This window comes from Streptomyces phaeochromogenes (assembly GCF_001418655.1).
Lineage (GTDB): Bacteria > Actinomycetota > Actinomycetes > Streptomycetales > Streptomycetaceae > Streptomyces > Streptomyces phaeochromogenes.
In genome coordinates this window covers 1-15,877 of record NZ_LIQZ01000054.1, presented here as the reverse complement: position 1 = coordinate 15,877, position 15,877 = coordinate 1, and the positions used below count along the sequence as shown (strand labels likewise).

6 protein-coding genes and 1 pseudogene are annotated in these 15,877 nt (G+C 69.8%); 6 read left to right on the top strand and 1 reads right to left on the bottom strand.

The features are described from left to right. Positions 1-1,018 precede the first annotated feature (1,018 nt). Complete coding sequence (locus AOK17_RS07550; protein ID WP_157881282.1) at positions 1,019-1,855, bottom strand: putative nonproteinogenic amino acid hydroxylase; 837 nt, start codon at positions 1,853-1,855, stop codon at positions 1,019-1,021. A 617-nt stretch (positions 1,856-2,472) separates the two neighbouring features. On the opposite strand from AOK17_RS07550, the gene AOK17_RS07545 reads away from it, so the two are divergent. From AOK17_RS07545 to AOK17_RS07520, 6 genes and pseudogenes are all read left to right on the top strand, one after another. Next, positions 2,473-2,694 carry a phosphopantetheine-binding protein gene (locus AOK17_RS07545; protein WP_245697040.1) on the top strand — a complete coding sequence of 74 codons (222 nt, stop codon included), beginning with the start codon at positions 2,473-2,475 and terminating at the stop codon, positions 2,692-2,694. Continuing rightward, positions 2,691-3,941 carry a cytochrome P450 gene (locus AOK17_RS07540; RefSeq protein WP_055611546.1) on the top strand — a complete coding sequence of 417 codons (1,251 nt, stop codon included), beginning with the start codon at positions 2,691-2,693 and terminating at the stop codon, positions 3,939-3,941. Before AOK17_RS07545 ends, AOK17_RS07540 begins: the two co-directional genes overlap by 4 nt. Further along, on the top strand, positions 3,938-4,675 hold the full coding sequence (locus AOK17_RS07535; RefSeq protein WP_055611545.1) for a thioesterase II family protein: 738 nt from the start codon (positions 3,938-3,940) through the stop codon (positions 4,673-4,675). Before AOK17_RS07540 ends, AOK17_RS07535 begins: the two co-directional genes overlap by 4 nt. Further along, positions 4,567-7,725 carry a type I polyketide synthase gene (locus AOK17_RS07530; protein WP_079052851.1) on the top strand — a complete coding sequence of 1,053 codons (3,159 nt, stop codon included), beginning with the start codon at positions 4,567-4,569 and terminating at the stop codon, positions 7,723-7,725. The genes AOK17_RS07535 and AOK17_RS07530 overlap by 109 nt, the downstream gene beginning before the upstream one ends. Before the next feature lie 34 nt (positions 7,726-7,759). Continuing rightward, positions 7,760-13,312: pseudogene (locus AOK17_RS07525) on the top strand (type I polyketide synthase); the annotation flags it as partial. Positions 13,313-13,321: 9 nt separating this feature from the next. Continuing rightward, the coding region (locus AOK17_RS07520; RefSeq protein WP_157881281.1) for a type I polyketide synthase at positions 13,322-15,877 on the top strand (2,556 nt) is incomplete at its 3' end.

Below are 15,877 nucleotides of genomic sequence, written 5' to 3'. Positions count from 1 at the left end.
TGCCATGCCTGTCCATGTGCTCTATGGGAGCGTGTATTTGCGCAAAATAGCGCTGAGTGGCACCAAGCGATGCCACTCGGCGCCTGCGATGTCATGGGTGCCCGCTCGATCGTCGACATCACGCCGCGCCACGGCCTCAGTGACGGCAGTCTTCAGTCGGGCGAGGGCTGCGTGCCCATCGAGTGCGCCGGGCCTGACCGTGCCACAGCCGGTTCAGGTGGGAGTTCGGGCACACGTCCCGGGGCGCGAGTGTTTGCCGGCACCTGGACGACGGGGAGCGGTGAACACCGGCCTCCGGGTACGGCCTTTGAGCAGCCTCGGCAGGCCGGGGTGGCACCGGCGTCCCAGCGGATCGTCTCCAGCGCGAAGTCCACCCGCGCGGCGCCGTCACGGCGGACCTTGGGCCGTGTACCCATCACCTTCCCCGCGCAGTGGCGCGTGGCGAGGACCAGGTCTTCGATGTGTGCGCCGGGAATCTCCTCCGCAGGGGCGAAGGTCTCGACCGGCATCCAGCGGAAGGCCCGGAGTCCATTCCAGGTGTTGGTTGTCGAGGTGCCCCACGGCACCCCAATGCATCGCAGATCTCGCCATCGATGGCTGCGGACGGCGGACATGCCCCCCCGAGCCGGGGCGGCGGTCTGGCCGACCCCGATGCGGCACCCACTTGCCGCGGACGACGGGGTCGCTTCGCATTTACAGCCAGGGACGATCCCTGCTGGTGGTTGGTCAGGCTACGCAAAGATGGGGTGAATCTGCGGAAGAATGCCAGGCCGACCCTGTCACCAACACCCCGCCACGCGCCCACCTGCGGTGAGCCGGGCCTCGAAGCGAGCGCCGGCCTGCCGCATGCGCACGTCAGGGCCGGCCCGGTCTCGCTTTACTGGTGCGCCACGGCGTCTCGACGCTCTCCCTCGAGACAGACACCGCAGACGGGTTCCGCGAACCGGGCTTCACCAAGCGGCAGCGGGTCGAGCAGCAGATCGCGATCGGACTGCTCGCCGGCGCCGACATCGGTTCCTCACCAGTCGAACGCCTCGCCGTCGGTCCGCTTCTCGATGCAGTACCGGCGGAAGGCCTGGGCCTTCGCGACCATGCCGACGTCCCCGGTGCGCCGCGCGGCCTCTTCGTACCAGTCGAACACCATGGCGGCATGCGCGTTGCGCTCGAAATGGAGCGTGGCGAATTGACGGAAGTCCGACCGCATGGTCGCTGGGGTCAACTTCCGGCCGGAGCCAATGAGTTCTTCGAGCTCCGCCGGTGTCGCTTCAGGCCGTTCGATGATGCGGATCGGCTCGGTCGCGGGAACGTCGTTGCGGATGGCAACGGGCTCCTCGGCGTCCGAGAAGTCGAGGCAGAGGGAGAGCCGGGCAGTGCTGGCGGAACTGCATGCGGAATGAGGGTCAGTGGTGTGTATCTTCCACACCTCACCTCGACGGAGGTGATAGACGATGTCATTCTCGGAATGGAGGGATTCCTCAGAGGTGCGCAACGGAATCTGCAACCTGGTGCCTGGCTCGGAGAATTCGAGGAAGTCCACGTGCGGGGCCATGATTCCGTCACGGAGGCTGAAGATGCGCACCCACTGCAACCGGCCCAGGGAGAAGTGCTCGGTCACCAGGGACATGATGCCCGGCAACTGTCTGCCCAGTTCGGTGAGGGTCAGACGGCCACTGTGGGGGCGGAAGGCGATGTCGGATTCGGCGCCGCTGCCGTTGGCCAGCACATGGCACGTCCACGACCCGAAGGTGAGGGCGTCATACTCGCCCCCGTACTCGTGGCGGTCCACGACGGACAACTCGGAATCCAGATCGTATGAGTCGATGGGCAGCACCGCAAGCCGTTGCGACTTAAGCAACGAAATCCCCTTCAGTACGTGATTGGTTTGACGCGGACGGGAACTGCTGAGCTTCCCTCCTGGTCGTCAAGTGACTTTTCCTGAGGCCGAGAGAGACCTCAGATTGTTCAGGAGTGTCGCAGGCTAGCCGCACATTGTGGGTAGCAGCCAGAGAGAACAGTCATCCACCATCCGCATTGCGTATTTTCGATCTACGATCTTCGGCGAAGGCTCAGCGGGCCGTGCATGTCCTCCTCGGTCATCGCCGTCTACTGTCCTGTCGGCGGGACAACCGGTGCCCGGCAAGTGGTTCGCACGGCTATCCCTTGCGCGGGGTTTCCACGGCTATTTACCTTGGCGTCGCGGTGGTCCCGGGTGCACGTGCCGAGACAGGTGATCAATTCTGGGACGGCATCGTGGACATCAGTAGCCGGCCACGGCTTGTCGACGAACACTTCACTTCCGAGCACCGGCCACCACCGGCACGATGTGGGCAGAAGAGAATCACGAGACACTCGTCCCGTTCGGCGGAGAAGGAAAGGCTGGCAATGGAATTGGGGCCACGGGTCCACCGGCGAGATGGGCAGGATGAGGCGTCAGAACCACAAGCCGCACCTTCGAGTGCGCGGGCGTCACTCGTGCATGAGATCTCGGCGCTGTGGAGCGAATACCTCGACGGTTGCGAGGTCGAAGCAGATGACGACTTCTTCGCGCTCGGCGGAAATTCCCTTATCGGGATCAAGATCATCGACCGAGTGTCCCGGGACTACGGCGTAGCGCTGTCCGTACGCGACTTCTACTTGGCGCAGACCCCAGCCCGGGTCGCCGAGTTGATCGCCCAGGGGAGGGCACGGACGTGAGGTTGACACCGGGTACCGGGAGCGACATCGATCTCGGCCGAGTTGACCTGTTCGACCTGAATCTCTACACCTCGGGCGATCCGCACGCGATCTGGGACGTGATGAGGAGGAAAGCGCCCCTGCACCATCAAGTCCTGCCGGACGGCAGGGAGTTCTGGTCGGTGACTCGCTACGACGACGTCTGCCGTGTGCTCGGCGACCATCGCGGGTTCACCTCGGAGCGTGGCACGGTGGTCACCCACCTCGGTGTGGACGACGTCGCGGCGGGCAAGCTGCTGACGTCCACCGATCCGCCGCGGCACACCCAGGTCCGCAGGGCGATCGGCTCCAGGCTCACCGCGCGGGCGGTGGCGTCCTGGGAGGACCGGATCCGGCAGGCGATCGTGCGCTTCCTCGAACCGGCGAGCGATGGCGATATCTTCGACCTGGCCGAGCAGGCGCTGCTTCTCCCGGCGATCGTCACGGGCCCGATCCTGGGGATCCCGGAGCGGGACTGGGACGAACTCGTGCAGCTGACCGCGATGGTGACGGCCCCCTCCGACCCGCACTTCCAGCACGGGAGCGAGGCCGCCACGCTGGCCATCTCCCACCACGAGCTCGTCACCTACGTCACCGAGTGGGTCAAAGGGCGGCGGGCGGCCGGAGGTGAGGACGGGAGCCTGCTCGACCACCTCATGAGCGTCCGCGTGGGAGACGCGCCGCTGACCGACGAGGAGATCGCTCTCGACGGCTACAGCATTCTCCTGGGCGCCAACGTGACGACGCCGCACACCGTCGTCGGCACGGTGCACGCCCTCATCGAGCAGCCCGAGCAGTTCGCCAAGGCACAGGCCGATCCGTCGCTGGTCCCGAACCTGGTCGAGGAAGGGCTGCGCTGGTCATCCGCCGCGTGCAACTTCATGCGGTACGCGGTGGACGACGTTCGGATCGGCGGGGGCACGATCCCGGCCCGCGGGGCGGTCGTCGCGTGGATCGGGTCGGCCAACCGGGACGAGTCCCAGTTCCCCGATCCGCACGAGTTCGACATCACGCGGAGCGGCGCGAAGCGCCAGGTCGCCTTCGGGTTCGGGCCCCACTTCTGCATCGGGGCACCGCTGGCCCGGCTGACCCTGCGCATCTTCTTCGAGGAACTGCTCAAGCGGTTCGGATCGATCGACCTCGCCGGCGAACCGCAGCACCTGCGGTCGTACTTCATCGCCGGGATGACCCACCTCCCCATCGTCGCGCAGAATCGAAAGACGTCATGACACCTGGCTCCGCCACCGCCGCGTCGCCGTGGTTCGTCCGGCCGCCGTCCACCGAGCACCCCGCCCGCATCTTTGGCTTCCCCTTCTCCGGGTCCGGGGCTTCGGCCTTCAGCGCCTGGCCGGCCGCGATCGACGACATCGAGGTCTGCCCGGTGCAGTTCCCCGGCCGCGAGAACCGGCTGGCCCATCCCCACTACGGCACCTACGAGAACCTCGCCGCCGGCTTGGCCGACTCACTTGTGCCGCTGCTCGACCGGCCGTTCGCGTTCTTCGGGCACTGTGCGGGCGCGCTGCCCGCGGTCGAGACCGTGGTCCGGCTCGCCGAACTCGGGCTGCCCGGGCCGGACTGCTTCTTCGTGTCGGGCCAGCCGGCACCGCACGACGCTTTGCGCGACCGGATGCTCACCATGACCGAACCCGAACTGCGCGCCGAGGTGGAGTCGTTCGTCCGCAACCGGGGGATCGAGCCGCGGCCGGACATGGTCGACGTGGGCCTGTCCGTGCTGCTCAGCGATCAGGCCGCCGCGCGTGCCTACCGGCGGGCCGAGCCGGTCGCGATGCGGTGCCCCATCGTTGTCGTGCACTGGCGGGACGACCCGGAGGTGAGCCTCGAGCAGCTCCAGGGATGGCGTCAGTACTCGGACTCGGTCGACTTCCGGGTGGTCGACGGCGGGCACCACGAGTTCGCGAACGCACCCGACAAATTGCGGAAGTTGTTGACCTGTTGGCGGTGAACGCAGTGCAGCCGCAAGTACACGTAGCAGTCATCGGTATGTCGTGCCGTTTCCCTGGCGTGCACAACCTGAGGGAATTCTGGCGCTTGCTGCTCGACGGGAAGTCGACCGTAGGAAGGTTCCCCGAGCATCGGGCAGTCGACTCGGACCCCACTTCCCACCCGGACACGACCACCGTGAACTCGGGTTCGTTCTTCGATTCCATCGACGGATTCGACGCGCGGTTCTTTGGTACGGGTTCGGCGGAGGCGGCCGCAATGGACCCCGTGCAGCGGCTGGGTCTGGAACTCGCCTGGGAAGCCGTGGAGGACGCCCGTGTCCCCGCGACCGCGCTCGCGGGCCGCGAGATCGACGTCCTGGTCGGCGCCGCGTCCTCCGGGTACGACGTGCTGCGCAGGCTGTCCGGCAGTGACCGGGACGACCACTACGCCGCGCTCGGTTCGAGTGGCGCGTTGATCGCGAACCGGATCTCCAGCCTGTTCGACGTCCGAGGCATGAGTTTCTGCGCGGACTCGGGCCAGTCCTCCTCCCTCGTGTCGTTGGCGCTGGCGTGCGAACGGATACGCGGCGGCGCGGTCGACATGGCGCTCGTGGGCGGCGTGAACCTGATCGTCGATCCGGAGGCGGGACTCGGCCTGGCGAATCTGGGCGCCCTGTCGCCCGACGGCCGTTGCTTCGCCTTCGACGAACGGGCCAGTGGTTTCGTACGGGGAGAAGGCGGCGGATTCGCCCTGCTGAAGCGGTTCGACCTCGCCGTCGCCGACGGTGACCACATCTACGCGGTGGTCCGTGGCTGGGGTGTCGGCAGCGGTGGCGCGTCCTCCCGGATGCCGGATCCCAGCCCCGGTGCTCAGGCGGCGACCGTGCTGTCCGCTCTGCGACGCGCGACCGTCCCGTTCGACGGTGTCGACTACGTCGAGGCCCACGGCACCGGAACACGACTCGGCGATCCGGCCGAGATATCCGGCCTGCGCGAGGTGTTCCGGGAGACAGACCGGAGCCGCCCCCTGGTGATCGGCTCGGTGAAGACGAATGTCGGGCACCTCGAGCCGGCCGCCGGCATCGTCGGCTTCGTGAAGGCGGCGCTCTGCCTGGACCGCGCTCATCTGGTTCCGAGTCTGAACTTCCGGTCTCCCAACCCCGCCATCCCGGATTTCCGGGAGGACTTCGAAGTCATCGGCACCGCGCGGCCCTGGCCGAGCGCGCCGGGCCGACCACGGCGGGCAGGGGTGTCGGCGTTCGGGATGGGCGGTACGAACGCGCACGTGATCCTTGAAGAGGTGCCCGAGGAGCGGATGGAACTCCCTGCTGCGGGCGAGGGTTCGGCCCCCGCGGTACTGCCGTGGGTGCTCTCGGCGCGGTCGGAGCCCGCACTGCGGGAGCAGGCGGCGCGGTTGCGGGATCGCCTGGCCGCGGACGCGTCGCTGTCGGCGGCCGACGTGGGGTACTCCCTGGTGTCGACGCGATCGTCTTTCGAGCACCGAGCGGTACTGCTGAGTGGTGACCGTGCGGAACGGCTGGCCGGCCTGGGCGCGCTGGCGGCGGGTGAGGACGCGGCGCGGGTGTTCCGCGGAGTGGCCGAAGGACCGGTGGGTCCGGTGGTCTTCGTGTTCCCCGGTCAGGGCTCGCAGTGGGCCGGTATGGGGAGGCAGTTGTACGCGGAGTCGGAGGTCTTCGCGCGCGGGATCGACGAGTGCGCGCTGGCTCTGGCGCCGTGGGTGGACTGGTCACTGGTGGACGTGCTGACCGGCGCGGAGTCGGCCGTGTCACTGGACCGGGTGGATGTGGTACAGCCGGTGTTGTTCGCGGTCATGGTGTCGCTGGCGCGGGTGTGGAGTTCACTGGGCGTGGTCCCCGAGGCCGTGGTGGGGCATTCGCAGGGAGAGATCGCAGCGGCGTGCGTGTCGGGCGCGCTCTCGCTCGAGGACGCGGCGAGGATTGTCGCCCTGCGCAGCCGGGCCTTGACCGAACTGGCCGGTCTGGGCGGCGGGATGAGCGCGGTGTCCGCGTCCTCTGCATGGGTTCAGGACCGGTTGGGGCGGTGGTCCGGGCGGCTCTCGGCGGCCGCGGTCAACGGTCCGGAGTCGGTGGTGATCTCCGGCGACGACGAGGCGCTGGACCAGTTCGCCGAGATGGCCGCCGGCGACGGGGTCCGGGTGCGGCGGGTCAAGGTGGACTACGCGTCGCACTCTCAGCACGTCGAACGCATCCGTGAACGTCTGCGGGTGGACCTCGCGGGTGTCTCGCCCAGGGCGACGGCGGTGGAGTTCCACTCCACGGTCACCGGCGAGGTGCTCGACACACAGAGGCTCGACGGCTCGTACTGGTACGAAAACCTGCGCTCGATGGTGCGTTTCGGCGAGGTCGTCGAGCGCCTGATGCGTGAACACGGTGGCGTGTTCGTGGAAGTCGGTCCGCATCCGGTGCTCGAAGTGGCGATGGAGGAGACCGCCGACGCGCTGGCCGCCTCGCCGCCGGTGGTGGGCACCCTGCACAAGGACGACGGGAGCGCGGGCAAGGTCCTGGCATCGTTGGCCGAACTGCACGTGCGAGGTGTGCCGGTGAACTGGGAGGCGGTGTTCGCCGTCCACCGGCCACGCCGGATCGACCTGCCGACCTACGCGTTCCAACGGCAGCGGTACTGGCTGACGGCACCCGACGACACCGGCACAACGAACACGGGCTCCACCGCGCATGCGATCGGGTCGGAGTCGTCGGCCCTCAAGCTCGTGTGCGCCGAGACGGCAGCGGTGCTGAGCGCGAAGCACGCGGGTCTGACGGGCGCCGATCTCGCGGCCAGGTCGACCGAAACCTTCAAGGACCTGGGCTTCGACTCCTCGATGGCCGTGCGGCTCCGCAACCGGCTCACCACTGCGGCCGGTGTGCGACTCGCGGCCACCGTCGCGTTCACCTACCCGACTCCGCAGACGCTCGGACGCCACATCTTCTCCCTCGTCGAGCCGGCGGTGCCCGATGCCCCCGACCCGGAGCGTCCGGAAAGTCGTAGTGATGACGAACTGTACGAACTGATCGACCGCGGATACGTCTGAGCAACTGTTGGGAGAGGCCCTGGTGGAGGACGTCGACAAGCTCCGGTCCTACCTGCGACGCGCCGTCGGCGATGCGCAGACGCTGCGCGAGCGGGTGCGCGAGCTGGAGGAGTCAGCTCGCGAGCCCGTCGCGGTCGTGGGCGTGGGGTGCCGCTTCCCCGGTGGGGTGACATCCCCCGAAGATCTGTGGGGGCTGGTGTCCGACGGTGTGGACGCGATGGGTGGCTTCCCGCAGGACCGTGGGTGGGACGTGGAGGCGCTGTACGACCCGGATCCCGAGGCGCGCGGGAAGACGTACACCCGGTCGGGCGGGTTCCTGTCCGGTCTGGCGGAGTTCGACGCGCCGTTCTTCGGAATCAGCCCGCGCGAGGCGCTCGCGATGGATCCGCAGCAGCGGTTGATGCTGGAGACGTCCTGGGAGGCGCTGGAGCGGGCGGGCATCGACCCGTCCGCGTTGCGGGGCTCGGCGACCGGGGTGTTCACCGGGATCTACGGGGTCGACTACGGCCCGCGGATGGGCGGCGGGGCTGCCGCCGAGATGGAGGGTTTCGCGATCGCGGGGACGTACACCAGCGTGGCTTCGGGCCGGGTGGCGTACGTGCTGGGTCTGGAAGGTCCCGCGGTGTCGGTGGACACCGCGTGCTCGTCGTCGTTGGTCGCCGTCCACCAGGCGGTGCGGTCCCTGCGGTCCGGGGAGTGCGCGTTGGCGTTGGCCGGTGGGGTGTCGGCGCTGCCGACTCCGGGGCTGTTCGTCGAGGTCGCCCGGCAGCGGGGTCTGTCGGCCGACGGGCGGTGCAAGTCGTTCGCGGAGGCGGCCGACGGAACCGGCTGGGGCGAGGGCGCGGGTGTGCTGGTACTGGAGCGGTTGTCGGACGCGCTGCGCAACGGGCGTCGGATCCGGGCGGTGATCCGGGGCTCGGCGATCAACCAGGACGGAGCGTCCAACGGGTTGACCGCGCCGAACGAACTGGCGCAGCGGCGGGTCATCCGAGCGGCCCTGGCCGATGCCGGGCTGGTGCCCGGCGAGGTGGACGCGGTGGAGGCCCACGGGACCGGCACGAAGCTGGGTGACCCCATCGAGGCGGAGGCGCTGCTGGCCACCTACGGACCGGACCGGGACCCCCGTGGCCCGCTGTGGCTGGGCTCGCTCAAGTCGAACATCGGCCACACGCAGGCGGCCGCGGGCGTCGGCGGGATGATCAAGATGATCATGGCGATGCACCACGGAGTGCTGCCCAGGACCCTGCATGTGGACCGCCCGACCCCGCACGTCGACTGGTCGGTGGGAGGGGTGGAGCTGCTGACCGAGGCCAGGGAGTGGCCCAGTACGCCGGGACGTCCCCGGCGCGCGGGCGTGTCGTCCTTCGGCGTCAGTGGCACGAACGCGCACCTCATCCTCGAACAGGCACCCGAGATTGATGAACAGGCGTCCGAGACTCTTGAGCGGGTGCCCGGTCAAGAGCTCACCGGTGTCCACGAGGCGGTGCCGTGGGTGCTGTCCGCGCGGTCGGCGGAGGCGTTGCGGGAGCAGGCGCTGCGGCTGCGGGACGGCGTGGCAGCGGATCCCGGCCTGCCGGTCGCGGGCGTGGGACATTCGCTTGTGGCGACACGCTCGCTGTTCGAGCACCGCCAGGTGGTGATCGGTGCGGACCGGAACGAACTGATCGCCCGCCTGACCGCTGTCGCCGAGGGAGACAGGAACCCCGCCGGCGTGGTCTCCGGTGTCGCGAAGCCGGTGGGCAGGACCGTGTTCGTGTTCCCGGGCCAGGGGTCGCAGTGGGTCGGGATGGGGCGGGAGCTGTGGGAGTCGAGCCCCTTGTTCGCAGACCGGATGCGCGCGTGTGCGGAAGCGCTGGCGCCCTGGGTGGACTGGTCGTTGACCGACACCGTGTGCGGCGGGCCGGAAGCGGGGGACCTGGATCGGATCGAGGTCGTACAGCCGGTGCTGTTCGCGGTGATGGTGTCGCTGGCGCGGGTGTGGAGTTCGCTGGGGGTGACACCGGACGCGGTGATCGGTCACTCCCAGGGTGAGATCGCCGCGGCCTGCGTCGCGGGTGCCCTGACCCTGCCGGACGCGGCCAGGATCGTGGCCCTGCGGTCCCGACTGCTGGCCACGACCGCCCAGGACGGCGGCATAGCCGGGATCGTGCAGCCCGAACAGCGGGTACGGGAGCTGCTGGAGCGGGTGGGATCCCGGGCGGCGATCGCCGCGGTCAACGGACCGTACTCGACGACGGTCTCGGGCGAGGCCTCGGCGGTCAGGGAACTGGTCGCGATCTGTGAGGCCGAGGGCATTCGCGCGCGGTGGATCCCCGCGAGCGTTCCCGGACACTCGCCGCTGATGGACCAGTTCGAGGACCGGCTCCGGGACGAGCTGGGCCGGATCACACCGGCACCCTCGCCGGTGGCGTTCTGCTCGACGGTGACCGGTGGTCTGATCGACACCGCGGAACTGGACGCGGCCTACTGGTTCCGCAACATGCGGGAACCAGTCCGGTTCGAAGCCGCCATGAATTGCCTCCTCGGCCAGGGGTACGGCGCGTTCGTCGAGGTCAGCCCGCACCCGCTGCTCACGATCAACATCCAGGACATGCTCGACAACACCCCTGGTGTCGACGGAGTGGTGGTGGGTTCGCTGCGCCGCGGCGACGGCGGGCCGGCACGGCTGTACCGGTCGGTGGCCGAGGCCTTCGTGGCGGGGGTCGAGGTGTCGTGGGACGCGGCGTTCCCGGGCTGGGACGGCAGATGGGTCGAGTTGCCGACGTACGCCTTCCAGCGGCAGCGCTACTGGCTGAACACACCCGACGAGACCACCACCCGGAGCACGTCGGACCACCCGCTGCTCGATGCCGTCATCGATCTGCCCGACGACGGGGGGCGCGGTGGACTGGTGGGCAGCGGGCGCCTGTCGTCGGCGCGCCACCCGTGGCTCGCCGAGCACGTGGTCCACGGCGCCGTGCTGGTGCCGGGAGCGGTGCTGGTGGAGATGGCGGTGTGGGCGGCGCGCAGGGCGGGGTGCGACGTCGTCGACGAACTCATCCTGGAGACACCGCTGGTGCTGTCCCGAACGGCCGAGCGCGAGATCCGTGTCGTGATCGACGACAAGCGGGTGCTCAGCGTGCACTCACGGAGTGAGGGCGAACCCGAATGGACGCGGAACGCCGTCGGAGTCATCGGGTCCGACACCACAGGAACCCGTCGGGAGGAAGACCTGGTCTCGTGGCCTCCGGCGGGCGCGGTCGGCGTGCCCTTCGAGGACGAGTACGCCAGATTGTCCGCCCTCGGGTTCAGCGACGGGCCCCTGCTCCGCGGTCTGAAGGGCGTGTGGCGCCGCGACGACATCCTCTTCGCGGAGGCGGAGCTTCCCCCGCTCGACGGCACGGATCCGGGCCGGTTCCGGATTCACCCGGCGCTGCTCCACGCCGCGTTGCGCCCGATCGGCCTCGGGCAGTTCGTCGACAACTCCCGGCCCGAAGGATGGCTGCCGTTCCGCTGCTGGGGGATCCGCCTGAACTCCGCGGGGGCGACCGCCTTGCGCGTCCGGCTCGCGCCCGCGGGGGAGAACGCGCTGTCCGTGGCCGTCGCGGATCAGGACGGAGCACCGATCGGCGGTGTCGATTCGCTGGTCCTGCGGCCCGCCGATGTCGGGCAGTTGACTGAACTCAGTTCTGACCGACAGGGCTCGCTGTTCCGGGTGGAGTGGGCCCCGCTCCCGGTCCGGTCCGGGGCAGACGCGGGCCGGTACGCGGTGGTGGGAGCGCCCACGGAGGTCACCGCATCCCTCGGGCGGGGCGGAGCGGTCTTCGCCGACCTCCAGGAACTCGCAGCTTCCGGGCGGGCGATACCCCCTGTCGTCATCGCCTGTGTCGACCGGGCACGCTCGGGCGACGACGACACACCCGCCGTCGTCGAGCGGAACCTCCACCGGGTGCTGCGGTGGACGCAGGACTGGCTCCGCGAGGACCGGTTCTCCGACTCACGCCTGGTCATCGTGACGCGGGAGGCGGTCCACGACGACCAGGCTCCCCGCACCGACCCGGCGGCAGCCGCGGTCTGGGGATTCGTGCGCACCGCGCAGACCGAGAACCCGGACCGGTTCGTGCTCGTGGACACGGACGACCAGGTCGGTTCGTGGGCCTGCGTTCCGGCGGCGGCCGGAACCGGGGAACCCCAGCTCAAGATCCGCGCCGGCGTCATGACCACCCCACAACTGGCGCCCGCCCACGGGTCTCCCGGCCGGGCGGAGCGCGTTCCCGCTCTCGGCCCCGGGACGGTACTGATCACGGGAGGTACCAGCGGCCTGGGGGCGATGCTGGCCCGGCACCTCGTGGAGCGGCACGGCGTACGTCGGCTGGTGCTGACCAGCAGGCGAGGGCCGGCGGCTCCGGCGGCGGCAGGACTGCGGGAGGAGCTGACCGTGGCGGGGGCACACGTCGAGATCGTCGCCTCAGATGTCACGAACCGCGAGTCCGTCGCCGAACTGATCGCCCGGGTGCCCGACGAGCACCCGCTGACGGCGGTGATCCACTGTGCGGCCGCGCTCGACGACGGGGTCGTCGAGGCGCTGACCGAGGACCGAGTGGACACGGTGCTGGCGCCCAAGGCGCACGGCGCCTGGCATCTGCACGAGCTGACCAAGCACCTGGACCTGTCCGTGTTCGTGCTGTTCTCCTCGATCGCGAGTGTGCTCGGGACGGCGGGGCAGGCCAACTACGCGGCGGCCAACGCGTTCCTCAACGGGCTGGCCGAGGCCCGCCGGGCCGAGGGGCTGGCCGCCGGCTCGTTGTGCTGGGGCTACTGGGCGGAACGCACGGAGACGGGCGCCGGCCTCGGCGAGGTGGACATCGAGCGCCTGCAACGGCAGGGCGTGCAGCCGATGGCGTCGAGCGAAGGGCTCGCGCTCTTCGACGCGGCGCTCTCCCGGGACGAGCCGGTGCTGGTGCCGGCGCGTCTGAACCTCCCGGCACCGGGGGAGCCCGGGGCAGACCAGGTGGGTTCGCCGCTCCTGCGCGGTCTGGTCGGGCCCCCTGCCGGACCGGGGAGCCGGGAAGTCACCGACGCAGGGATCGCACAGCGGGTCAGGTCGCTGCCGCGGGCCGACGCGGAAGCGGTGCTGCTCAATGCCGTTCGGACGCAGACCGCGATCGTCCTCGGCCACGCCGACAACGGGCGGGTCGGTCCCATGGTGGCGTTCAAGGATCTCGGGATCGACTCGCTCATGGCACTGGAGCTGCGGAACAATCTGGCGGCGGTCACCGGCCTGAAACTGCCCGCCACGCTCGCGTTCGACCATCCGAACCCGAGTGCCCTCGCGCAGTTCCTGAACGCGGGCATCCGCCCCGCAGCCGACCGGGAATCTCCGGCCGACCGTCTGACCAAGGAGATCGAAGGACTGGGCGCCCGGCTGGAGGATGCCTTCGCCGATCTCGCCGAGGAGGACAGGACCACCATCGCCACGCTGCTCGGCGAGTTGCAGGGCCGAGTCCGCTCGATGGCGGGCGACGGATCACCGGTCGGCATCGTCGACCGGATCAGTTCGGCATCAGCCGGCGAGCTTCTCTCGCTGCTGGACAAAGAGCTCGGCTAGGGGAGAGCGATGACAAACGACAGCAACGCCGATGTTCTCGACTATCTCAAGCGGACATCGATCGAGCTGATCGAAACACGCCGGCGTCTGAACGAGCTGACGGAGGCCGCTGCCGAGCCCATCGCGATCGTGGGTGTCGCCTGTCGCTTCCCGGGCGGGGCGAAGTCCCCCGAGGCGTTGTGGGACCTGGTGGCGGCGGGCGGGGACGCGATGTCGGACTTCCCGGACGACCGCAACTGGGACCTGGAGACCCTGTACGACCCGGATCCGGACCGGCCGGGTACCTGCTGCACACGCTCCGGCGGATTCCTGCACGACGCGGGCGACTTCGACGCCGAATTCTTCGGCATCAGCCCGCGCGAGGCGCTGGCCGCCGACCCCCAGCAGCGGTTGCTCCTCGAGACCTCGTGGGAGTCCCTGGAGCGGGCCGGCATCGACCCGCAGACCCTGCGCGGCAGCGACACCGGCGTCTTCGCCGGTGTGGCGTACTTCGGGTACGGGAACCACCTCCACACCCCGGAGAGCATCGCGGGCTACGGGCAGACCGGCTCCCTGCTGAGCATGGCGTCCGGGCGTGTGGCGTACGCGCTGGGTCTGGAGGGCCCAGCTGTGTCGACGGACACCGCGTGCTCGTCGTCGCTGGTGGCGGTACACCAGGCGGTGCGCTCGCTGCGGCAGGGCGAATGCCCGCTCGCCCTGGCCGGGGGCGTCACCGTCATGGGGACGACGCAGGTGTTCCGGGAGATGTCGCGGCAGCGGGGCCTCTCGGCGGACGGCAGATGCAAGGCGTTCGCCGACGCGGCGGACGGCACCGGGTTCTCCGAAGGCGTCGGGGTCCTGGTCCTGGAGCGACTGTCGGACGCGCGGCGCCATGGGCGTCGTGTCTGGGCGGTGATCCGGGGATCGGCGATCAACCAGGACGGGGCGTCCAACGGTTTGACCACGCCGAGCGGGCCGGCACAGCAGCGGGTGATCCGGGCGGCGTTGGCCGACGCCCGGGTGCGTGCGAGCGATGTGGACGTGGTGGAGGCCCACGGGACCGGTACGACACTTGGCGATCCGATCGAGGCGCAGGCGGTGCTGGCCACGTACGGGCAGGACCGGGATCCCGATCGGCCGGTGTGGCTCGGGGCGTTGAAGTCGAACATCGGCCACGCGCAGGCGGCCGCGGGCGTCGGCGGGATCATCAAGATGATCATGGCGATGCGTCACCGGACGATGCCCAAGACACTGCACGTGGACCGCCCGACCAAGCATGTGGACTGGTCGGCCGGGGCGGTGGAGCTGCTGGCCGGGTCCATGAAGTGGCCGAGCACTCCGGGGCGGCCCCGGCGGGCGGGCGTGTCCGCCTTCGGGGCCAGCGGCACCAACGCGCACCTGATCCTGGAGGAGGCGCCCGAGGAAGAGCCGGCGCCCGACCCCGCCGGTCAACCGACCGGGCTGGTGCCATGGGTGGTGTCGGCGCGGTCGGAGAGTGCGCTGCGGGCGCAGGCGGAAAAGCTGCGCGACTTCGCCGTGGCGAATCCTCGGGCGGATGTCGCCGACGTCGGTTGGTCGCTGGTGTCGAGCCGGTCGCGGTTCGAGCACCGCGCGGTGGTGCTGGGACATGACCGGGACGAATTGCTGCGCGGCCTCACGTCGTTGAGCGACGACACGGAAGCCGTCGGGGTCGTACGGGGGATCGCCGGGGAAGTCGCCGGTGCCGCCTTCATGTTCCCCGGGCAGGGCACACAGTGGGCCGGCACCGCGGGGCAGTTGTACGACACCTTCCCCGTCTTCGCGCACACCCTGGACGAGATCTGCGAACATTTCGACGCGCATCTCCCGTACGCGCTCAAGCCCTTGCTCCTCGCCGACGCGCCCGCGGAGGCCGGGGCGGGCCGGACCGACATCGCACAGCCGGCGTTGTTCGCGCTGGAGGTCAGCCGCTACCGGCTCCTGGTGACGTTCTGCGGCCGGCCGGGCCGGCTGATCGGCCACTCCATCGGCGAGATCGCCGCCGCTCATGTGTCCGGGGCTCTGGACCTGGACAGCGCGACACGGCTCGTGGCTGCGCGCGGAAGGGTCATGCAGACCGCCGAGCGGGGCGGAATGCTGGCGGTACGAGCTTCGGAGGCGGCGGTGAGCGCCCTGCTCGCCCCGTACGAACGCCTCGGTATCGCCGCCGTCAACGGCCCGGAGTCGGTCGTCGTCTCGGGCATCCGCGACGAGGTCCTCGACCTCCGGGAACGGCTCGTCGCCGCCGGCAGGTCGGCGAAACTCCTCGACGTCGACCACGCGTTCCACTCCCCGCTCATGGACCCGGTCCTGGACGAGTTCGTGGTATCCATCGGCAAGTTCCCCGCCGGCCGTATGGAGATCCCGGTGGTCTCGGCCAGGACCGGCCGCGAGGCCACGCTCCAGGAGTTGACGTCCGTCGCGCACTGGGTGAGGCACATCCGCGAGCCCGTTCGCTTCCACGACGCCGTGGAGCACGCCCGTACGGCGGGTGTGGACGTCTTCCTCGAAGTGGGCCCGGGTTCGACACTTGCGAGCATCACCAAGGAGGCCTTCGCCGGCGAAGGC